This window comes from Cupriavidus sp. 01L415 (assembly GCF_056400065.1).
Window position 1 is genome coordinate 68,244 of sequence record NZ_JBFTSP010000010.1, and the last position, 20,238, is coordinate 88,481.

22 protein-coding genes are annotated in these 20,238 nt (G+C 62.7%); 2 read left to right on the forward strand and 20 right to left on the reverse strand.

Translation table 11 applies throughout. The features are described 5' to 3' along the window. The 20 genes from acpS to AC1DOX_RS16885 form a co-directional block, all read right to left on the reverse strand. The gene (acpS, locus tag AC1DOX_RS16790) at positions 1-432 is read right to left on the reverse strand and encodes a holo-ACP synthase (RefSeq protein ID WP_092134502.1); all 432 of its coding nucleotides are present in this window, start codon (positions 430-432) and stop codon (positions 1-3) included. Between the two features lie 5 nt (positions 433-437). Next, positions 438-1,211 (reverse strand): pyridoxine 5'-phosphate synthase, encoded by a 774-nt coding sequence (gene pdxJ, locus AC1DOX_RS16795; protein ID WP_441619958.1) that lies wholly within the window; start codon positions 1,209-1,211, stop codon positions 438-440. Between the two features lie 26 nt (positions 1,212-1,237). After that, positions 1,238-2,185: a DNA repair protein RecO gene (recO, locus tag AC1DOX_RS16800; RefSeq protein WP_441619960.1), complete on the reverse strand. Its 948-nt coding sequence runs from the start codon at positions 2,183-2,185 to the stop codon at positions 1,238-1,240. Then, complete coding sequence (era, locus tag AC1DOX_RS16805; protein WP_092134505.1) at positions 2,182-3,120, reverse strand: GTPase Era; 939 nt, start codon at positions 3,118-3,120, stop codon at positions 2,182-2,184. Before era ends, recO begins: the two co-directional genes overlap by 4 nt. Continuing rightward, a complete protein-coding gene (gene rnc / locus AC1DOX_RS16810; RefSeq protein WP_441619963.1) occupies positions 3,117-3,887 on the reverse strand; it encodes a ribonuclease III in 771 nt (256 codons plus the stop codon). The genes era and rnc overlap by 4 nt, the downstream gene beginning before the upstream one ends. Before the next feature lie 4 nt (positions 3,888-3,891). Next, positions 3,892-4,284, reverse strand: a complete 393-nt coding sequence (locus tag AC1DOX_RS16815) for a DUF4845 domain-containing protein (RefSeq protein WP_441619965.1) — start codon at positions 4,282-4,284, stop codon at positions 3,892-3,894. A 56-nt stretch (positions 4,285-4,340) separates the two neighbouring features. Continuing rightward, complete coding sequence (lepB, locus tag AC1DOX_RS16820; protein ID WP_441619967.1) at positions 4,341-5,240, reverse strand: signal peptidase I; 900 nt, start codon at positions 5,238-5,240, stop codon at positions 4,341-4,343. A 46-nt stretch (positions 5,241-5,286) separates the two neighbouring features. Further along, entirely contained in the window at positions 5,287-7,080 is a 1,794-nt protein-coding gene (lepA, locus tag AC1DOX_RS16825) for a translation elongation factor 4 (protein ID WP_092134511.1), read from the reverse strand. 259 nt (positions 7,081-7,339) lie between these two features. Then, positions 7,340-8,821, reverse strand: coding sequence for a DegQ family serine endoprotease (locus tag AC1DOX_RS16830; protein WP_477101466.1), 1,482 nt, complete (start codon positions 8,819-8,821; stop codon positions 7,340-7,342). Positions 8,822-8,945: 124 nt separating this feature from the next. Further along, entirely contained in the window at positions 8,946-10,028 is a 1,083-nt protein-coding gene (locus AC1DOX_RS16835; RefSeq protein WP_092135407.1) for a MucB/RseB C-terminal domain-containing protein, read from the reverse strand. 8 nt (positions 10,029-10,036) lie between these two features. Beyond that, a complete protein-coding gene (locus AC1DOX_RS16840) occupies positions 10,037-10,666 on the reverse strand; it encodes a sigma-E factor negative regulatory protein (RefSeq protein WP_441620050.1) in 630 nt (209 codons plus the stop codon). 105 nt (positions 10,667-10,771) lie between these two features. Continuing rightward, positions 10,772-11,371: an RNA polymerase sigma factor RpoE gene (rpoE, locus tag AC1DOX_RS16845; RefSeq protein ID WP_017229336.1), complete on the reverse strand. Its 600-nt coding sequence runs from the start codon at positions 11,369-11,371 to the stop codon at positions 10,772-10,774. A 317-nt stretch (positions 11,372-11,688) separates the two neighbouring features. Beyond that, positions 11,689-12,921, reverse strand: coding sequence for a beta-ketoacyl-ACP synthase II (gene fabF / locus AC1DOX_RS16850; RefSeq protein WP_092134515.1), 1,233 nt, complete (start codon positions 12,919-12,921; stop codon positions 11,689-11,691). Between the two features lie 197 nt (positions 12,922-13,118). Continuing rightward, positions 13,119-13,358, reverse strand: a complete 240-nt coding sequence (gene acpP, locus AC1DOX_RS16855; RefSeq protein ID WP_008644813.1) for an acyl carrier protein — start codon at positions 13,356-13,358, stop codon at positions 13,119-13,121. A 169-nt stretch (positions 13,359-13,527) separates the two neighbouring features. Beyond that, positions 13,528-14,277 carry a 3-oxoacyl-ACP reductase FabG gene (fabG, locus tag AC1DOX_RS16860; protein ID WP_441619972.1) on the reverse strand — a complete coding sequence of 250 codons (750 nt, stop codon included), beginning with the start codon at positions 14,275-14,277 and terminating at the stop codon, positions 13,528-13,530. Positions 14,278-14,295: 18 nt separating this feature from the next. After that, positions 14,296-15,225, reverse strand: a complete 930-nt coding sequence (gene fabD / locus AC1DOX_RS16865) for an ACP S-malonyltransferase (protein ID WP_092134518.1) — start codon at positions 15,223-15,225, stop codon at positions 14,296-14,298. A gap of 72 nt (positions 15,226-15,297) precedes the next feature. Then, positions 15,298-16,278 (reverse strand): beta-ketoacyl-ACP synthase III, encoded by a 981-nt coding sequence (locus AC1DOX_RS16870; RefSeq protein ID WP_441619975.1) that lies wholly within the window; start codon positions 16,276-16,278, stop codon positions 15,298-15,300. A gap of 84 nt (positions 16,279-16,362) precedes the next feature. Continuing rightward, complete coding sequence (plsX, locus tag AC1DOX_RS16875; protein ID WP_441619977.1) at positions 16,363-17,442, reverse strand: phosphate acyltransferase PlsX; 1,080 nt, start codon at positions 17,440-17,442, stop codon at positions 16,363-16,365. 192 nt (positions 17,443-17,634) lie between these two features. Continuing rightward, positions 17,635-17,814 carry a 50S ribosomal protein L32 gene (gene rpmF, locus AC1DOX_RS16880; RefSeq protein ID WP_092134523.1) on the reverse strand — a complete coding sequence of 60 codons (180 nt, stop codon included), beginning with the start codon at positions 17,812-17,814 and terminating at the stop codon, positions 17,635-17,637. A gap of 121 nt (positions 17,815-17,935) precedes the next feature. Further along, entirely contained in the window at positions 17,936-18,553 is a 618-nt protein-coding gene (locus AC1DOX_RS16885) for a DUF177 domain-containing protein (RefSeq protein WP_441619979.1), read from the reverse strand. Between the two features lie 268 nt (positions 18,554-18,821). On the opposite strand from AC1DOX_RS16885, the gene AC1DOX_RS16890 reads away from it, so the two are divergent. Both AC1DOX_RS16890 and AC1DOX_RS16895 read left to right on the forward strand, forming a co-directional pair. Beyond that, positions 18,822-19,424 carry a Maf-like protein gene (locus AC1DOX_RS16890; RefSeq protein ID WP_441620052.1) on the forward strand — a complete coding sequence of 201 codons (603 nt, stop codon included), beginning with the start codon at positions 18,822-18,824 and terminating at the stop codon, positions 19,422-19,424. A gap of 3 nt (positions 19,425-19,427) precedes the next feature. Further along, positions 19,428-20,159 (forward strand): SAM-dependent methyltransferase, encoded by a 732-nt coding sequence (locus AC1DOX_RS16895; RefSeq protein WP_441619981.1) that lies wholly within the window; start codon positions 19,428-19,430, stop codon positions 20,157-20,159. The last annotated feature ends 79 nt before the right edge of the window (positions 20,160-20,238 follow it).

Consider the following 20,238-nt stretch of genomic DNA (forward strand, 5'->3'; position numbering starts at 1 on the left):
TTAGTTCGAGGCAGGTTCAGACAGCGGATCGGCCGGCTGGCCAGTCCGCTCCGCGATCGCAAAGGCGACCGCATAGTCGTGTTCGTCACTGACACTGACACGGATGGTCAGGCCGCGTTCCCGCACCCATTCGGCAAGTTCGCCCGTGCACTGCGGCGTGGGCTCACCCGAGGGCAGGTTCAAGAGTTCCATCGCGCGCCACGTCATCGGCCAGCGCATGCCCAACCCGATGGCCTTGGAGAAGGCCTCCTTGGCCGCGAAGCGCGTGGCCAGGAACGCGAGCCCGCGCTTTTCGGAGCGGGCCTTGCGCGCATGGTAGACCTTGAGCTCACGCGGCCCGAGCACCTTTTCGGCAAATCGTCCGCGTGTGCGCTCCATCACGCCCTGCACGCGATCAATCTGGATGATGTCGGTACCGACGCCGTAGATCACGCCGCCTAGCCCGGAACGGGGTAGCGGGTGCCAAGGCGCGCAGCTACCATGATTGCCTTCATCTCGCGCACGGCGTTCTGCCAGCCTACGAACACCGCATGCGCGACGATCGCATGCCCGATGTTGAGCTCCTTGATGCCCGGCAGTGCCGCGATCGGCTGCACGTTCGTGTAGTGCAGGCCGTGACCGGCGTTGACGATCAGGCCGTGCCTCAGGCCGGCGTCCACGCCCTCCGCCACACGCCGGAATTCCGCAGCTTGCTCATCGGGCGTGTGGGCATCGGCATAGCGGCCGGTGTGGATTTCGATCACCGGCGCCTTGCAGGCGGCCGCAGCAGCAATTTGGTCAGGGTCCGCATCAATGAATAGCGAGACGCGGATCCCCGCATCGGCCAGCTGGCGGCATGCAGCGCTGACCTGTTCGAAGTGGCCCGCCACGTCGAGGCCACCTTCGGTGGTCACCTCCTCGCGCTTCTCGGGCACCAGGCAGACATCCTGCGGCTGGATCTCGCAGGCGATATCGAGCATCTCGCGCGTGATCGCGCACTCCAGGTTCATGCGTGTAGCGAGTCTCGGCCGCAGCGCGCGCACATCGGCGTCGCGGATGTGGCGGCGATCCTCGCGCAGGTGCAGCGTGATCAGGTCCGCGCCCGCCTCTTCCGCCTGCAAGGCCGCCTGGATCGGGTCGGGATATACCGTGCCGCGCGCGTTACGCAGCGTGGCCACGTGGTCGATATTGACGCCAAGGTCGATGACGCCGGGGTTCGCGTGGAAAATCATGCTGTCGAATCGTAAAACGTCAGGAATCAGAGGTACTGCAGGTCAATCAGGATCTGCCGCGTCTTCAGCGGCGCACCCTGCAGATAATAATGCAGCAGGAACCGCATCAGGGCGCGACTTTGCGCCGCCGTCTGCGCGCGCGAATAGTCGTCCTGTCCCATGTCCAGCAGCGTCTGGCCCGAAATCACCGGCCAGCTCGACGGATCGCTCGCCTGAGCCCGGCGCACGCCGCGCTCAGGCTGATAGACATAATCGAGTCCGGGCTGAACGCGCTCGCCGGATCCAGTGCACTGGTCGAATGCCACCGCGAAGCCGGTCTCCTGCAGCAGCACGCGTTCGAAACTGCGCAGCACAAGGCTTGCCGATTCGCCATGGGCCAACCGGGTCAGCGTGATCATGTAATGCCGGAACAGGGCGGGATGAGCGTCCTCGCGCGGACAGAAACGCAGTAACAGCTCGTTCAGATAGAAGCCGGAAAGCAGCGCGTCGCCGGACAGCGGCAGCACACCGCCGACGTATTCGGCTTTGGTCAGCGTCTTGACCTCGCCGCGACCGGTCCAGGACAGGGAAATCGGGTGGAAGTGCTGGAGCACCGCACGCAGCGCGGAATGCGGACGCTTGGCGCCTTTCGCCACCATCGCCATGCGACCGTGATCACGTGTGAAGACGTCCAGGATCAGGCTGGTTTCGCGATAGGGATACGCATGCAGGACAAAACCGGCCTCGTTGGCCACGCGCAGTTCCGTACGGGCTGGAACAATGCGCATGGCGCGATCCATCATCTCGCGCCCGGCGGCTACCGCGGGACTCAGGCCGGGCACGGACTGGGATTCGAGGAGCTCCGCGGCCTCTTCCGCAATGGGATCGGCACTACGCGCGCGCGGTGCGTCGGCACGGCGCGCGACGGCAACAGATGGCGCGGTCTTGCCAGGACCACCGGCCCCGCCGCGACGCACGTCAGGCATCTTGCTCACTCGTAGCCGTAGGCACGCAGTCCGGCTTCGTTGTCGGCCCAGCCGCTCTTGACCTTGATCCACATCTCCAGGTAGACCTTGCCGTCGAACAGCTTCTCCATATCGAGGCGTGCCTCGGTGGAGATCTGCTTGAGCTTGCTACCCTTGTTGCCGATGATCATCGCCTTGTGCGCGTCGCGTTCCACCAGAATTGTCGCAAAGACACGGCGCAGCCGGCCTTCGGTCTCGAACTTGTCGATGACCACGGTGCTCGTATATGGCAGCTCGTCGCCGGTCCAGCGGAACACCTTTTCGCGAATGATTTCAGACGCCAGGAAGCGCTCGCTGCGATCGGTCATCGCGTCGGCGTCGTACATCGGCTCGCCTTCCAGCAAGTAGGGACGGATGATGGCCAGCAGCCGCGTGATGTGGTCGCGCGTCTTGGCCGACATTGGCACCACTTCCCGGAAGGGGAACATCTGCCCCACCTTCTCCAGAAAAGGCATCATCACCTCCGAGCGATTCTCGCCGAGGCGATCCAGCTTGTTGGTCACCAGCAGCACCGGCACATTCTTCGGTAGCAGCGAGAGCACGCGCTCGTCATCGGCGCCGACATAGCCGGCCTCCACGACGAACAGTACAACATCCACCGACGACAGCGTGGACGTGACCGCCCGGTTCAGCGAACGGTTGAGCGCACTGGCATGGCGGGTCTGGAAACCCGGGGTATCGACAAACACGAACTGCGCGTCATCCGTGGTCTGGATGCCGACGATCCGGTGGCGCGTGGTCTGCGCCTTGCGGGAGGTGATGCTGATCTTCTGGCCGACCAGCGCGTTCATCAGCGTGGACTTGCCGACATTGGGGCGGCCAACGATGGCCACCGTGCCGCAGCGAAAAGCCGGGGCATCAGACGGTTCCGCCGCAACCTGCTGCGGGGGGAGAGAATCGGTCATTCCTTCAACCTGAGAGACAACTGGGGATCCGGGGGCACCGGCTGCTTGCGGGTCTTGCCCGTGCGTTCGGCCCGGCTGCGCTTGAGCAACTGGGGTACGAGCTTCTGAACTTCATCGAGCGCGAGCTTGGCTGCCGCCTGTTCGGCCGCACGCCGTGAGGCGCCGGTGCCGAACACGCGCACTTCCAGTTTAGGCACGGTGCACTCGACTTCAAACTGCTGGCTGTGTGCGGCACCGTGGGTGGCGATGACGTTGTACTGCGGCAGGGCAATCTTGTGGCCCTGGAGATACTCCTGGAGCAGCGTCTTGGCGTCCTTGCCCAGCGTGCGCGGGTCCACCTGCTCCAGAATCGGGATATACAGCTTGCGGATCAGCACCCGCGCGGCATCGAAGCCGGCGTCAAGGAACACGGCGCCAACGATGGCTTCCAGCGCGTCCGCCAGAATCGACGGACGGCGGAAACCGCCGCTCTTGAGTTCACCTTCACCCAGGCGCAGCGCGTCGGACAATTGCAGCATCTGGGCAATTTCGTATAGCGCCTGCTGCTTGACCAGGTTGGCGCGTACGCGGGACAGGTCGCCCTCGTCCAGCTTGCCGAACATGTTGAACAGCATGTCGGCGACGGCGCAGTTCAGTACGGAGTCGCCCAGGAATTCCAGGCGCTCGTTGTGCTGTGCGCTGTGGCTGCGATGCGTGAGCGCCTGCTGCAGCAATTCGGGCTTGCTGAATCGGTAGCCGAGACGTTGCTGCAAGGCGTCGAGGGTCATGTCGTTACTGCGTTCCCGAATAGGTAATCAAAAAGCTCAGTGGACCATAGACAGGGATCTCGGTCCGGTATTCAAAGCCAATATTGCGGATCCTGCCGCTCTCGTCTTCGATCACATTCAGATCCTCGCCCTTGACTGACTCGATACGGTCGATCTGGGCTTGTCTGTTGAAATTGGCGGCCACTTCATTGCGGTTGTTCGATCGGTCTTTCGCATAGTTGATCGCCCGCTTGACCGAGAAATACTCCAACACACTCGGAATCGATTTCAGCCCCGGCAAGACCACCGCAATGACGATGACGATAACGATCAACAATGACCCCAAAGAAAAGCCGCGTGATCTACGCTTCACATCGACGCGGACATTCCCCTTGCTTCCCAAAAACCATTGACCCATGTTGCGCTTCCCTCAATTTTTAGAGTGTATTTGCGCCGCGCGAGACCGCCGGATTGTTATTTGAACGATCCCACGCGTCCGAAGTTACCCAGATTCATCCAGATCAGGAACGCCCTGCCGACTACGTTTGTGTCTGGCACGAAGCCCCAGTACCGGGAATCGAGGCTGTTGTCACGGTTGTCACCCATGACGAAATAGTGACCTTCCGGCACTTTACACGTCGGCCCCTGCTGATTGTAAGTGCAGTTCTCGCGGAACGGAAAATCCGGATCCGCGCCAGCCACGAAAGCCGGCCGGTCGGCGTCATTCAGAATGCCATGCTCCGGACCGCCGGGCAGCTTCTCGGTGAAATGCTTCGAGTACGCCAGGCGCTCTTCATCCAGGTAATCCGGCAGCGCGCTGTATTCCGCCGGCTTGCCGTTCACCGTCAGCTTCTTGTTCTCGTAGCTCACCACATCGCCCGGCACGCCAATCACGCGCTTGATGTAGTCCAGCGATTCGTCTTTCGGATAACGGAAGACCATCACATCGCCGCGCTGCGGCTCGCCCATGTTGATGATCTTCTTGTTCACCACCGGCAAGCGGATGCCGTAGTCATACTTGTTCACAAGGATGAAGTCGCCGATCAGCAGCGTCGGGATCATCGAGCCGGACGGGATCTTGAACGGCTCTACCACGAACGACCGCAGCACGAACACCGCCAGGATCACCGGGAAGAAGCTGGCCGAATACTCGAGCCACCATGGCTGGCGCAGTTTCTCTTCCGCCAACCGGGCACGCGAGTTGTCCAGCTCGGCGGCACCGTGCATCGACTGCATGTCGGCGCGGCGCGCGTCGAACTCGGCCAGCGCCAGTTGCGCCACGCTGCGGCGCTGGCGCTCGAAGACCAGCTTGTCCGCGACCCAGGCAATGCCCGTAATGACCACCAGCACAAAAAGGATCAGTGCAAAATTCATGACGGCTTGGAGTGTTGTCGATGTTTTGTTATTGCCGGACCCGCGCTTACTTGTCGTCCACCTGCAGGATGGCCAGGAATGCCTCCTGCGGAATTTCCACGGTGCCCACCTGCTTCATGCGCTTCTTGCCCGCCTTCTGCTTTTCCAGCAGCTTCTTCTTCCGCGAGATATCGCCGCCGTAGCACTTGGCCAGCACGTTCTTGCGCAGCGCCTTCACGTTCTCCCGCGCGATGATGTTCGAGCCGATGGCCGCCTGAATTGCCACGTCATACATCTGGCGCGGAATGATTTCGCGCATCTTGGCCGCCACTTCGCGCCCGCGATATTGCGAATTCGAACGGTGCACGATCACGGACAGCGCATCGACCTTGTCGCTGTTGATCAGGATGTCCACCTTGACCACATCGGAGGGGCGATACTCCTTGAACTCGTAGTCCATCGACGCGTAGCCGCGCGACACCGACTTCAGGCGATCGAAGAAGTCGAGCACGATCTCCGCCATCGGAATTTCATATGTGAGCTGTACCTGCTTGCCGTGGTAGCTCATGTTGATCTGCGAGCCACGCTTTTGCGTGCACAGGGTGATCACCGAGCCAACATAATCCTGCGGCATGTACAGGTTCACGGTGACGATCGGCTCCAGGATCGCCTCGATCTTGCTCGGATCGGGCATCTTGGCCGGGTTTTCCACGGTTATCACGGTCCCGTCACGCAGCTGGACCTGGTAGACCACCGTCGGAGCGGTGGTAATCAGGTCCATGTCGAATTCGCGCTCCAGTCGCTCCTGCACGATTTCCATGTGCAGCAGCCCCAGGAAGCCGCAGCGGAAGCCGAAGCCCAGCGCCTGCGAAACTTCCGGCTCGAACTGCAGCGCGGCATCGTTCAGCCGCAGCTTTTCCAGCGATTCCCGCAGCGCTTCATACTGGTTGGCCTCCACGGGATACAGCCCCGCGAACACCTGCGGCTTGACTTCCTTGAAGCCCGGCAGCGGCGCCTCGGCCTTGCGCGTGGTGGTGGTGATCGTATCGCCCACCTTGGCGGCCTTCAGTTCCTTGATACCGGCGATGACGAAGCCCACCTCTCCTGCCGCCAACGACTCGCGCTGGATCGACTTGGGCGAGAACACGCCGACCTGCTCCACCAGGTGCTGGGCGCCGGTGGCCATCAGCAGGATCTTGTCCTTCGGGCGCAGGGTACCGTTGACCACACGTACGAGCATCACCACGCCCACGTAGTTGTCGAACCACGAGTCGATGATCAGGGCCTGCAGCGGCGCGTCCGGAGTGCCCTTGGGCGGCGGCACCTTCGCGATCAGCGCCTCGATGACGTCTTCCACGCCTTGCCCGGTCTTGGCCGAGCACGGCGTGGCATCCTGTGCATCGATGCCAATCACATCCTCGATCTCCTGGATCGCGTTGGCGGGGTCCGCCTGCGGCAGGTCGATCTTGTTCAGCACGGGCACCACTTCCACGCCAAGCTCGATGGCGGTGTAGCAGTTGGCCACGGTCTGGGCTTCCACGCCCTGGGATGCATCCACCACCAGCAGCGCACCCTCGCACGCAGACAGCGACCGGCTGACTTCGTAGCTGAAGTCCACGTGTCCCGGGGTGTCGATCAGGTTCAGGTTGTAGACCTGGCCATCGCGGGCCTTGTAGCTCAGCGCGGCCGTCTGGGCCTTGATGGTGATGCCACGCTCCTTCTCGATGTCCATCGAGTCGAGCACCTGTGCTTCCATCTCGCGATCGGATAGCCCACCACAACGCTGGATGATTCGGTCGGCCAGGGTCGATTTCCCATGGTCAATGTGGGCAATGATCGAGAAATTACGGATATGGTCCATCTAGTGCTCAAGGAAGCCCGGCGCGCCGGGTGAGTCAGGGGGCGCGGGAGCTAAAAAATGGTGGGGCGCGAAGCTCGTGCCAATCCGCGATTTTACCGGATTTTCAATGACTTCCGGCGCGGGAAATGGTGTCGGTCGTTGCGTGAGGGCGGCGACCAGATGGTGGGGAAGATGCCGCCTGGATCACCCGTCCCGAAAGACAAATCGCGCCGGATGGCTCCGGCGCGATGATTTTCCCGAAAGGCCCCTGCGCCTTGTCTTAGCGAGCCTGACTCGGGCGCAGCGTCAACACCTGGGTGGCGTCGCCACGACGGACAAAAACCGCAGCCATCTTGTTCTTGTCCAGTCCCTTGACCAGGTCGTTGAACTGCCGGGCACCCGTCACATCAGTATCGCCCAGGCGCAGGATGATGTCGCCGGGACGAATGCCGGCGCGTGCCGCCGAGCCATCCGCCGATTCCACCTCCACGCCCGACTTGACCTTCAGCTCCTTCAGGCGTGTTTCGGAAAGATCGTTGACGATCAGGCCGAGCGAGTTTGGCTTGGCCGCCGGTGCTGCCTCATCCGCGCTGCCGCCACGCTTGTCGCCGCGACGCGCCACGGCCTTGGCGTCCGGCTCCAGCTCGGCGACCGTAATCGACACGTCGCGCGCCTGGCCCTTGCGCCACAACTGCAGCGGCACTCGCGTACCAGGCTTGGTGTCGCCCACCATGCGCGGCAGATCCGACGCCTTCTCGATATCGCGGCCGTTGAACTTCAGGATGATGTCGCCCGCCTCGATCCCGGCCTTCTCCGCCGGCCCGCCCGGCTCCACGCTGCCCACCAGGGCGCCGCGCGCACGGCCCAGGCCGAGCGAATCGGCCACTTCCTTGGTGACATCGCCAATCGCCACGGCGATGCGACCGCGTGTAACCTTGCCGGCAGTCTTCAACTGCTCGGACACGCGCATGGCCTCGTCGATCGGTATTGCGAACGAGATGCCCATATAGCCGCCGCTACGGCTGTAAATCTGCGAGTTGATGCCGATGACTTCGCCGCGCAAATTGATGAGCGGGCCGCCCGAGTTGCCGGGGTTGACCGCCACGTCAGTCTGGATGAACGGCAGGTAGTCGCCGGTATCGCGGCCCTTTGCCGAGACAATCCCCGCGGTCACGCTGTTGTCGAGCCCGAACGGCGAGCCGATGGCCAGCACCCATTCCCCCGGACGGATCTTGTCCGAATCGCCCAGCGGCAGGCGCGGCAGGTTGGTAGCCTCGATTTTGATCAGCGCCACATCGGTGCGCTTGTCCGAGCCAATCAGCTTCGCCTTGAATTCGCGCTTGTCCGGCAGGGTCACGTAGATGGTTTCCGCGTCGGCCACCACGTGAGCGTTGGTCATCACATAGCCGTCCTGGCTGATGATGAAGCCGGAGCCCACACCGCGACTTTGCTCCTCACCTTGTGGCGGCTGGCCACGGCGGGGCGGTGTCGGCGCGCCAGGCATAGGAACCCCGAAGAAACGGCGGAAGAACTCAGCCATCTCATCGTCGTCCGGCGTGCCGTTGCCGCGTGCGCGCACCCGCTCGGTCGTGCGGATGTTCACCACGGCCGGGCTCGCCTTCTCGACCAGGTCGGTGAAGTCTGGAAGGTTGTAGTTCGAGGCTGCCGCCTGGGCATGGCCCAGTTCGGACATAGCCGGACCCAGTACGAGCATGGCGGTCATGACCACGGCTCGCACCAGGGCTGGGGATTTGGAAATCATCGACAACTCCCGGGAGATCAGCGAGAAACGTAAGCTTCGCGGCGCATCAGGGCGCCTGGGAAGCGGAACTGCCAGGTGGCTTCGGCACGGCGCGCTCTGCCCCGTGCCGCCACACGCGGTTTCCTCAGTGTACCGCCTTGGGAGGGCGATACTCCACGCCCGCGGCGAACTGCCTGACCGTGGCGGCCGGCACTTCGCCGACCACCGTGATCCAGTAGTCGGCCACGCGTCGCACCACCACCTGCGTGGCGCCGAGCGAAGCTACGCCTTCACGGCGGGCGCGTTGTTCGGATACGGGCTCGATGAAGATCGACAACCCGGTCAGGCCATCGCTATAGACGACCTGGAGCACTTCGAAGACCTGGCCACCCTTGTTGTTACCTTGTGCCGGCGCGCGCAGTTCCCCAAGTGGCCGGCGAACTTCGCGGATCTTCTGGAAGCCCTTGAGCGATGAATTAATGGTCCATCCCTCGTCGGCGATGTTGGCCGGCTGATAGGTAACCTCGTAGTGATTCCACGAGCTGGCACCCTTGATAGCGCTAAGGATGCGCTGCTTGTCGGATGGCACGCCGATATCGACCTGCGAGAACGCAACCTGCTCCAGCACCTTGCCACCCTCGCCGATCGTCTGCGCGCGCATCAGTAGCCCGGAATTCTTGTCGGCCCACAGGCGCACCGCATAGCGGGCATTGTCGTGCGGCTCCAGGCCAAAGACTTCGCATTCCACGCCAGCCACGCGCTCGGCGGGCAGCTTGCGCATGTCGTAGAGATCGAGCACATCGCTCTTGTTGGTGGCCAGCAGCGCCGGGAAACGATCCTTGGCCTCCTGCTTTTCCACCACCACCAGCTTGGCTTCGGGGATCAGGCTGTGAACGACGTCGTTCTGGCGCAGGACTTCGCGCGGCTTGCCGTCCAGCGTTTCCAGGCGCTCGTACTCGTTCTGTACGAGATCGCTGTAATGCTGGATGCGCGACGCATGCATGACACTGCCGCGCTGGTAAATCAGCGTGCCGACATAGTTCTCGCGCTGGGCCGCACGGTGGATCTTGTTGAGCCACGCCGTGGCGTCCCGTCGGTTCAGCGTATTGTCAGACGGCTGCGCAGTGGCGGCAGCAGCGGTCAGACATAAGGCCAGAAAAAAGGACCTGCGCAGGCCCTTCTTTCTGTGTACGCCCGCTACGTTGGCGGACGACCGTCCTTTATGCATGTCCGGCATTATTCCTGCGAATTGTCCTGAGTGAAGTTTGCACCGTTGGCCACCGTGCGCATGGTCGGCACAAAGGCGTCCGTTGCAACCGACGTGCGGTGCGCGCGCAGGTATTCGTCGAGACGGGGATCGCGAATCATCTGGGCGCTGTCCGCGGCGACAGCCATGATGGCACCGGATTTGACCGGCGCTGCGGGTTGTTCCACGCGAGCTACCACGGCGTCAGGGGCGCCGATATCGTTCGGGCCGCGCATTTGCGGCACCACGACCCAGCTCACCGCAGCGACAGCAGCAGCGATCGCCGTGCCCGGCATCACGCGTCGCACCCATGACGGGCGGACCAGCATGCGCTGACGGCCGGCCGCAGCGACGGCGGGCACCAGTACATGAGGTTCAACCTCGAGGCGAGCGGAAAAACGGGAAAGGAAAACGTCGGTCGAACCAGCGTGCGTCAGTTCTTCCGAACGCAGCGTGTCACCGATCAGTTGATACACGGTCCAGTCGGACATGCCCGTGTCGCTCTTGGCGAGACCCAGCACCGCGTCCACTTCATTCGGCGCCAGCTCGCCGTCCATCAATACGGAGATTTGCTCCGATGCTTCCACTACATGAACCGACTGCTTATGAGCCTGACCCATTTCCAACCCCAAGAAATTCCATTGAACACCGATAAATCCCGTCACTACCGCTGTCGTTTATCGATGCAGGAATAGGCTGCAACGCTGGCCGCACGACATTCTGAACTACCACCGCTTACCCTCTGCCGTTCCCAGCAGAGGTCGCAATTTTTCCGCGATCGCCTCACGTGCCCGAAAGATTCTCGAGCGCACTGTTCCGATCGGACACCCCATCGCCTCCGCGATCTCCTCATAGCTGAGGCCTTCAATCTCGCGCAGCGTGATGGCAGTGCGTAATTCCTCCGGAAGCGCTTCCATCGCACGGTTGACCGTCTCGGCCACCTGGCGCGTGTGGAGCATGGACTCCGGCGTATTGATATCCCTTAGTTGCTCGCCGTCTGCAAAAGTTTCAGCCTCTTCGGCATCGATATCGCTGGACGCTTCCGGCCGGCGGCCCTGGGTCGCCAGGTAGTTCTTTGCGGTGTTGACGGCGATCCGGTACAGCCACGTATAGAACGCGGATTCCCCCCGGAACTGGGGCAGGGCCCGGTATGCCTTGATAAAGGCATCCTGCGCCACATCCTCCACTTCGGCGGAGTCCCGGACAAGGCGCGAAATGAGCCGGATGATCTTGCGGTGGTACTTGGCCACCAGCAATTCAAAGGCTCGCTTGTCGCCCTGCTGGACGCGTTCAACTAGAAGCTGATCGGCTTCGCGCTCGCTCACGAATGGTTCACCTGCAGTGTATCTCTTGGTTTCGTCGTCACGACAAACGTTGTATTTTACCTACGATTCCGGCGCAACCGAGTATCGCGAAGCGCATTCTGTGACCGCAGGAGCTCCCTTTGGTTCCAGGGTTATTGATATTGGTTGCACCTGCGTGCAACCCCATCCAGCCTTGTGTCCGCAGGACGGATGCCGCATACGAGACCGGCGCATGAAAATCGGGGAGGCAAAACAGAACCAGGGCCCATCGCATCGGACGGGCCCCGGGGTGGCGTGAGCCGAAAAGGCTGCACCCATGCGCGACAGCTTGCGCGAAATCAGATGCGACGGAAGACAAGCGTGCCGTTCGTGCCGCCAAAACCGAAGTTGTTTTTCACAGCGACATCAATCTTCATTTCACGCGCCGTATTGGCCACGTAATCCAGGTCGCATTCGGGGTCCTGGTTGAAAATGTTGATAGTCGGTGGCGACACTTGGTTGTGGATCGCCAGCACCGTGAACACTGACTCCAGGCCGCCGGCACCGCCCAAAAGGTGGCCCGTCATCGACTTCGTCGAATTGACCACCATCTTGTAGGCGCTATCGCCAAACGCGAGCTTGATGGCATCGGATTCGTTCTTGTCGCCCAGGGGCGTAGACGTACCGTGCGCGTTCAGGTAGCTCACTTCGTCAGGATTGACGGCTGCGTCCTTCAGCGCGGCGACCATGCAGCGGCGCGGACCGTCCGTGCTCGGGGCGGTCATGTGGAACGCGTCCCCGCTCATGCCGAAGCCAATCAGTTCGGCGTAGATGCGTGCACCGCGGGCCTTCGCCGACTCATACTCTTCCAGCATCATCACGCCAGCACCTTCGCCCAGCACGAAGCCATCGCGATCCTTGTCCCACGGACGCGACGCGGCAGCGGGGTCGTCGTTGCGGGTGGACAGCGCACGGGCGGCGGCAAACCCGCCAATACCCAGCGGCGACACCGTGGACTCCGCCCCGCCGGCCAGCATGGCGTCGGCATCGCCGGCCTGAATCAGGCGAGCAGCCAGGCCAATACTGTGCAGGCCGGTCGTGCAGGCCGTCACGGCGGCCAGATTCGGGCCCTTCAAGCCGTGAATAATCGACAGGTGCCCGGAAATCATATTGATGATCGATCCCGGCACGAAGAACGGCGAGATCCGGCGCGGGCCGCGGTTGGCCAGTTCCATCTGCGTATCTTCGATCATCGGCAGGCCGCCGATGCCGGAGCCGACCAGCACGCCGATGCGATCGGCGTTGGTTTCGTTGATTTCCAGCCCGCTATCCTTCAGGGCCTGCGAACCTGCGGCGATGCCGAAATGGATAAACGTATCCATATGGCGGGCTTCCTTCGCCGGAATGTAATCCTCGGCGTTAAAGCCCTTCACTTCGCCGGCAAAATGCACGGCCAGCGCGGAGTGATCGAATTTGGTGATGGTGGCAATACCGGACTTCCCGGCGACCAGGTTGGCCCAGCCTTCGGTAACCGTGTTTCCGACCGGGGACACGAGGCCAAGCCCGGTGACGACGACGCGACGACGGCTCACTATTTTTCCCTACGAGTGCGTGAAGCGGAATTGGATTGATTCAGGATCTCGCCGATCGTGCCGTAAGGCAACGGTATGGGTTGAGATCATTCCGATTCTGCTTCTTCGAACAGACGAAAGCCACAGAAAACAGCATGACAGGACCGTGACGGCCCCGCCCATGCGCCTTCTGTGGCTCGGAATACGAAGACGACGGCTTAGGCCTTGACGTGCGCGGTGGCGTAGTCGATTGCCTGCTGCACGGTCGTGATCTTTTCGGCTTCCTCATCGGGAATTTCCATGCCGAATTCATCTTCCAACGCCATCACGAGTTCAACCGTGTCCAGCGAGTCTGCGCCGAGATCGTTCACGAACGACGATTCGTTCTTGATGTCTGCCTCGGCCACGCCAAGCTGTTCAGCCACGATTTTCTTGACGCGTTGTTCGATATTGTCCATGTAACCCTCCAGGGAAGTTCGACAAAAAGTGGGCGCATTTTAGCAGGTTTGGACCACAAAACATCCGCCTGCAGTCCATTGCAAGAATCGCGCCCGTTTGGTTTCAAAAACAACTACTTCGCCCGGCTTCTTTCGGCTTCTCCCTCGAAACCGAAACCGGGAAAGGCAATCAGTTCATGTACATGCCGCCGTTCACATGCAGCGTGGTGCCCGTGATGTAGGCGGCCTGCGGACTCGCCAGAAACGCCACCGCATTCGCGATGTCTTCCGGCTGGCCCAGGCGACCCAGCGGAATCTGGGTTTTGAGTGCCGCATGCTGCTCTTCAGACAGCACCTTGGTCATGTCGGTGTCGATGAAGCCCGGTGCCACACTGTTCACAGTGACGTTGCGGCTGCCGATCTCGCGCGCCAGCGCACGGGCCATGCCTTCCACACCCGCCTTGGCGGCCGCATAGTTCATCTGGCCAGGGTTGCCGGTCGAGCCGACCACCGAGGTGATGTTGATGATACGACCACCGCGCGCCTTCATCATCGGGCGCAGCACGGCGCGCGACAGTCGGAAGACGGCCGTCAGGTTCGTGTCGATGACCGACATCCAGTCATCATCCTTCATGCGCATGGCCAACTGGTCTTGCGTGATGCCGGCATTGTTCACCAGCACGCCCAATCCGCCGTGGGTCTTCACGATCTCGTCGACCACGGCCTCGCAGCGCGCGGCGTCGTTCACGTTCAGCACCACGCCGTTACCCTTCAGGCCTTCCGCCGACAGGTATTCGCCAATGGCGGCCGCACCCGATTCGCTGGTAGCCGTACCGATCACCGTAGCGCCCTGACGGGCCAGTTCCAGCGCGATGGCGCGGCCGATGCCGCGCGAGGCGCCAGTCACCAGCGCAACCTGATTTTCCAGAGTCTTGCTCATGTTGCGATATTCCTTCGCTTACTTCAGCAGCGCCAGCGTGTCTTGCAGCGATGCGGGATCAAAAATCGCGCCACCGACGAGATTGCCGTCGATGCGCTTGGTCATGCCGGCCAGCACTTTGCCCGGGCCGCATTCGATGACGTGCGTCACACCTTCCGCAGCCATCTTCTGCACGCCTTCCACCCAGCGCACCGGCGCGGCGGCCTGGCGGACCAGCGCATCCTTGATCTGCGCGGGATCGTTGGCGATGGCGACGTCAACGTTGTTGACCAGCGGAATGGCCGGCGCCGAGAACACCAGACCAGCCATGCGCTCCTTCAAACGATCCGATGCAGGCTTGAGAAGAGACGAGTGGAAAGGCGCCGAAACCGGCAGCGGCAGCGCGCGCTTGGCCCCCTTGGCCTTGGCGATCTCGCAAGCACGCTCCACTGCAGCCTTGTGGCCGGCAATCACGACCTGCGACGGTGCGTTGAAGTTGACAGCTTCCACCACGCCAGCGGCCGAGGCCTCGGCGCACGCGGCACGCACATCGTCGTCAGACAGACCAAGGATAGCGGCCATGCCACCCTCACCTACCGGCACGGCTTCCTGCATGGCCTGAGCACGAAAGCGCACTAGCGGTACCGCGTCGGCAAACGGGATGACGCCCGCGGCCACCAGCGCCGAATATTCGCCCAGGCTGTGGCCCGCCACCAGTGCCGGGGCTGGGCCGCCGGCGTCAAGCCAGGCGCGGTACACGGCCACCGCGGCCGTCAGCATCACGGGCTGGGTGTTGGTGGTTAGGTTGAGTTCTTCCGCCGGGCCTTCCGCGATCAGGCGGCCGATATCCTGGCCGAGCGCGGTGGAGGCTTCCTCCAGCGTGGCACGCACGACGGGATTGTCGGCAAACGCGTTAAGCATGCCGACCGATTGAGACCCCTGGCCGGGGAATACGAATGCGAATTTCATCGGAAATCCAATCCTAGAGAACCATACTGTCGACTCGCGCTGCGCACCGAAGCGCGCCGCGCCGGCCGCATATTACATGCGCAGCAGCACCGCGCCCCAGGTAAAGCCGCCGCCGACACCTTCCATCAGCACCGTCTGACCCGGCTTGATGCGGCCGTCGCGAACCGCCACGTCCAGCGCCAGCGGGATGGACGCAGCCGACGTATTGCCGTGCTCGTGCACCGTGGCCACCATGCGGTCGCTGGGCAGGCCGAGCTTCTTGGCCGTGCCCTGCATGATGCGGATGTTGGCCTGATGGGGAATCAGCCAATCGATCTCGTCCGACTGCACCTCCGCAGCCGCCATCGCTTCGCGGGCAACCTTGTCCAGCACGGTCACGGCGAGCTTGAACACCGCCTGGCCATCCATGTGCAGGAACGCATTGCCCGTGATGGCGCCACCGGACACGTTGCCCGGTACGCAAAGGATGCCGACGTGGCTGCCATCCGAATGCATGGCCGACGACAGGATGCCCGGCTCGTCTGACGCCGACAGGACCACGGCTCCGGCGCCATCGCCAAACAGCACGCACGTCGTGCGGTCGTTGAAATCGAGAATGCGGGAGAAGACTTCCGTGCCGATCACCAGCACGTTCTTGTGCGAGCCGCTGCGGATGAACTTGTCCGCCGTGGCGAGCGCGTAGACAAAGCCGGAACACACAGCCTGCAAGTCGAATGCCGCGCAGTTGTTGGTGATACCAAGCTTGGTCTGCACCAGGCACGCCGTGCTCGGGAACACGAAGTCCGGCGTGGAGGTGGCGACGATGATCAGGTCGATATCCTGGCGGTTGATGCCGGCCGCGGAAATTGCCTGCTCGGCAGCCTTGACGGCCAGGTCGCTGGCGGTGACATCGGGCTCTGCCCAGTGACGCGCCGAGATGCCGCTACGCGACACGATCCACTCGTCGCTGGTTTCGATTCCCTTTTCCGCGAGCTGCGCAGCCAGCTCGTGGTTGGTGACGCGCCGCGGGGGCAGGAAGCTCCCCGTACCGATGATTTTTGCGTACTTGGTCATGTAGTGTCGGATCTAGATGCTCACCAGGTCGCCCGGGCGCGGGCGCATCGGCAGGCCCCGCCACGCGGGCGTGGCATCTGGGCCTCAGGCGGCACGTGTGTCGGGATGTGGGTCCGGTGCGTCTGTCTCCGGGCCGCCGGTCGCGGCGCCTGCGGCACCGGACTTGTTGGCAAAGGCCCTTGCTATGCGTTCAATGACGCCATTACTGGCCGCATCATACCCGCGTTTGATCGCCCATTCAAAAGAGTGGGCATCGGCCGAACCATGGCTCTTGATCACCAGCCCGCGCAGGCCCAGGAGGGATGCGCCGTTGTACCGTGCGGGGTCCAGCCGGCGCGCCAGGCGCGACAGCACGGGCATGGCCACGCCGGCCAATAGCTTGGTGAACCAGGAACGCGTGAACTCTTCCTTGATCATGCTGCCGATCATCTTGGCCAGGCCCTCGGTGCTCTTGAGCGCCACATTGCCGACGAAGCCGTCGCAGACGACGATATCCGTCGTGCCCTTGAAGATGTCGTTGCCTTCCACGTTGCCGTAGAAGTTGAGTTCGGAAGCGCGCAGCAGCTCGCCGGCGGCCTTGACCACCTCGTTGCCCTTGATGACTTCCTCGCCGATGTTGAGCAGGCCTACCGAAGGATGGTCCTTGTGGTCCACAACTGACACCATGGCCTCTGCCATGCGGGCAAACTGCAACAGGTGCCCGGGTTCGCAGTCGGCATTGGCGCCCAGGTCAAGCACCGTGGTGCCCCAGCCTTGCTCATTGGGAATGGTGGTGGCAATGGCCGGCCGCTCGATGCCCTCGAGCGTCTTCAGCACGTAGCGCGACACCGCCATCAGCGCACCGGTATTGCCGGCGGAGATACATGCGTCGGCCTTGCCTTCCTTGATTTGCGTGACGGCCACGCGCATCGAGGAATCCTTCTTCTTGCGCAGCGCCACTTCCACCGGGTCATCCATGGTGATGACCTCGGTCGCCGCCACAACGGTGACGCGCGGATGATCCATCGCATGCAGCTTCTTGAGCTGCGCGCCGATGGCGTCGGGCAAGCCGACCAGAATCATCTCGGCATCGTCGTGACGGGAAAGAAAACTGATCGCCGCCGGCACGGTCACGGATACACCGTGATCGCCGCCCATGCAGTCGATAGCGAGCTTGATCGTCATTGTTTCCAGATACGGAAAGCGCGCCGGCACCCACCGCATCGGTTCGCGGGGACGCAACCAGCCGGACACGCGGATACGCTGCCGTGCGGGCGCCGAGCGCCCAACAAAAAAGCGGCAACGAGCTTGCCGCTTTCCTGTTTTACACCTGACAACGTGCGCGAGCGAGACACAGGGTCACGCCAGACGACCTGGTCAGTCGTTCTTGGTCTTGATGACCTTGCGACCACGATAGTAGCCGTTCGGGCTCACGTGGTGACGCAGGTGGGCTTCGCCCGTGGTCGGCTCGACGGCCAGGGGTGCGACCGTCAGGTGGTCGTGCGAACGATGCATGCCGCGCTTGGACGGCGACTTCTTGTTCTGTTGAACTGCCATGATGACTCCTTCGAGAATTTTGCGATATTAACACACGCACCCTGCACAAGGCGTAGCCGGGGCCCGGCCGGGTACTTGACCTGCTACCAGTAAGACGCTGGCACCGTACGCATAAGTGGCGTCAATGCTTCGTCTTCAGGCTGGCCAGCGCCGCGAAGGGCGATGGCCGCTTTTCTTCTTCAGGTGGCGCCTCGGGCTCCACCTCGCCGTCCGTGCCGGTCACGAGCGACTCGTGCACTGCCGGGCAGACTGCATGCTTCGGCGCCGACGGCAACGCCAACAGCACCTCGTCTTCAATCAGATCCAGCGCCGAAAACTTCTTCGAACCCACGATCACGTCGAGTTCATCATCATCCATCGGCGCCTCGTCAGCCGCTTCCTCGCTCGCCATGACCTCGAAGCGCATCTTCGTGGCGATCGGCTCCGGATACACCTGGAGGCACCGCTGGCAATCCAGCCAGACCCGTCCATTGACCGTCACGTCCAGGAACATCCGTTTGGACACCGGCTCGCCGGGCTCCACTGCCTCCTCGCGCACAAAGCCCGCGAGCATGTAGCGGAAGGTTTCCTCCGGCGCCGACGCTGGCGCATCTTCCGCCGTCTCGGCTAAGATGCGCGGCAAATCGCGCGTCACGACCTCTCCCGTCACGTTGCCGCCTTTGCGGCAGAAGGCGAAGAGATCCGTTTCGCGCAGATCGAATGCCACGGCGGACGCCGCAGACTGGGTCGGCTGACTCATGTAGGGCTGACGCTGGAAATATGCCTTGTTTGCCGCATCTGAAGACGATCCACGCTGACGAGGCTGGATTCGCCTGCCGGCCAGCCCCTTGAGGGAACCCGGCCCGGCGCGAGACACGAACGTGCCCGAGCGGCTAAACGCGCGATTTTACGACGAAATCTTTGAAGCGGTCAAAGTATACCGACCCTGCATCGACCTTGCACAGCGAATTCCCACACAGATATGCAGCGCCCGCCGCATCTTTTGTTCTTTTTACCCAGTGACTGATATGTCTTCCCCCGATGCCCGCCCTCCCCTGATCCTGGGCTCAAGTTCCCCCTACCGGCGCGAACTGCTGGCGCGCCTGCGCCTGCCTTTTGAGGTCGCCACCCCGAACATTGACGAAACACCACTTCCCGGCGAAGCCCCCGAGGCGACCGCTCTCCGACTGTCCCGTCTGAAAGCGGAAGCGATCGCCGCGCGACACCCGGGCGCACTGGTGATCGGCTCAGACCAGGTCTGCACACTCGATGGCACGCAGATTGGCAAGCCTGGCAACCACGAGAAAGCGATGGCGCAACTGCGTCAGATGCGCGGCCGTACCGTCACATTTCATTCCGCCCTGTGCCTCCTGGACGGCCGCACGGGGCAGGCCCAGGTGGCGGACGTGCAAACCCACGCCACTTTCCGCGACGTGTCCGATACGGATCTCGACACCTATCTGCGGCTGGAAACGCCTTACGACTGTGCCGGGAGCGCCAAGGCCGAGGGCCTGGGCATCGCGCTGCTGGCCCGGGTGGAATCCGACGATCCGACGGCGTTGATCGGCCTGCCGCTGATTGCGCTGACCGGCATGCTGCGCGCGGCCGGCTATCCGCTATTTGGAGCCTGAGCCATGACCGGCACCCTTTTCCTGATCCCGAACACGCTGGGCAAGCGCGATGCATTCGACCCGCTGCCTGATGTCATTCCCGCCGGCGTCCAGCAGATCGCCGCGCAGCTCGACTACCTAGTAGCCGAGAACGCCAAGACGGCGCGCGCCTTTCTGAAGAAGCTGAATGAAACCAGCGCGCTGGCGCACCCGATCCAGCAGATCGAAATCCGCGAACTGAATGTGAATACGCGAGCCGAAGCGCTGGCCGCCCTGCTCGATCCGATTGCAGAGGGGCGCGATGGCGGCCTGCTGTCGGAAGCCGGCGTGCCGGCCGTGGCAGACCCGGGCGCGGACCTCGTGCGACTGGCCCACGCGCGCGGCGTTACCGTGCGCCCGCTGGTCGGTCCAAGCTCAATCCTGCTGGCGGTCATGGGCTCAGGCCTGAACGGCCAGAGCTTTGCGTTCAATGGCTACCTGCCCGTCGATGCCGACGCACGCGCGCAAAAGCTACGCGAACTGGAATCCCGCTCGCGCAAGGCGCACCAGACACAGGTCTGGATCGAAACCCCCTACCGCAATGGCGCACTGCTGGAAGCACTGCGACAGCATTGCGCCGGTTCGACCCTGCTGTCGATCGCCGTCGATCTGACGCTGCCCACCGAGACGATCGTCACGCTGCCGCTCTCGGCGTGGCGGCCGGACCGCCTGGACCTGCACAAGCGACCGGCCATCTTCTCGCTGCTGGCCAGCTGACCTGCGCCACCCGCAGGCTCCGCATCAAGGGAAGAGAAATGCAAAGGGGACGCACTGTGCATCCCCTTTTTCACGTCAC

Bases quoted from the DNA above. Each gene is read 5' to 3' on its own strand.
- pdxJ (WP_441619958.1), bottom strand. From the start codon at position 1,211: ATGATTTTCCACGCGAACCCCGGCGTCATCGACCTTGGCGTCAATATC.
- era (WP_092134505.1), bottom strand. From the start codon at position 3,120: ATGACCGATTCTCTCCCCCCGCAGCAGGTTGCGGCGGAACCGTCTGAT.
- rnc (WP_441619963.1), bottom strand. From the start codon at position 3,887: ATGACCCTCGACGCCTTGCAGCAACGTCTCGGCTACCGATTCAGCAAG.
- AC1DOX_RS16815 (WP_441619965.1), bottom strand. From the start codon at position 4,284: ATGGGTCAATGGTTTTTGGGAAGCAAGGGGAATGTCCGCGTCGATGTG.
- lepB (WP_441619967.1), bottom strand. From the start codon at position 5,240: ATGAATTTTGCACTGATCCTTTTTGTGCTGGTGGTCATTACGGGCATT.
- lepA (WP_092134511.1), bottom strand. From the start codon at position 7,080: ATGGACCATATCCGTAATTTCTCGATCATTGCCCACATTGACCATGGG.
- AC1DOX_RS16830 (WP_477101466.1), bottom strand. From the start codon at position 8,821: ATGATTTCCAAATCCCCAGCCCTGGTGCGAGCCGTGGTCATGACCGCC.
- AC1DOX_RS16835 (WP_092135407.1), bottom strand. From the start codon at position 10,028: ATGCATAAAGGACGGTCGTCCGCCAACGTAGCGGGCGTACACAGAAAG.
- AC1DOX_RS16840 (WP_441620050.1), bottom strand. From the start codon at position 10,666: ATGGGTCAGGCTCATAAGCAGTCGGTTCATGTAGTGGAAGCATCGGAG.
- acpP (WP_008644813.1), bottom strand. From the start codon at position 13,358: ATGGACAATATCGAACAACGCGTCAAGAAAATCGTGGCTGAACAGCTT.
- fabG (WP_441619972.1), bottom strand. From the start codon at position 14,277: ATGAGCAAGACTCTGGAAAATCAGGTTGCGCTGGTGACTGGCGCCTCG.
- fabD (WP_092134518.1), bottom strand. From the start codon at position 15,225: ATGAAATTCGCATTCGTATTCCCCGGCCAGGGGTCTCAATCGGTCGGC.
- AC1DOX_RS16870 (WP_441619975.1), bottom strand. From the start codon at position 16,278: ATGACCAAGTACGCAAAAATCATCGGTACGGGGAGCTTCCTGCCCCCG.
- plsX (WP_441619977.1), bottom strand. From the start codon at position 17,442: ATGACGATCAAGCTCGCTATCGACTGCATGGGCGGCGATCACGGTGTA.
- rpmF (WP_092134523.1), bottom strand. From the start codon at position 17,814: ATGGCAGTTCAACAGAACAAGAAGTCGCCGTCCAAGCGCGGCATGCAT.
- AC1DOX_RS16885 (WP_441619979.1), bottom strand. From the start codon at position 18,553: ATGAGTCAGCCGACCCAGTCTGCGGCGTCCGCCGTGGCATTCGATCTG.
- AC1DOX_RS16890 (WP_441620052.1), top strand. From the start codon at position 18,822: ATGTCTTCCCCCGATGCCCGCCCTCCCCTGATCCTGGGCTCAAGTTCC.
- AC1DOX_RS16895 (WP_441619981.1), top strand. From the start codon at position 19,428: ATGACCGGCACCCTTTTCCTGATCCCGAACACGCTGGGCAAGCGCGAT.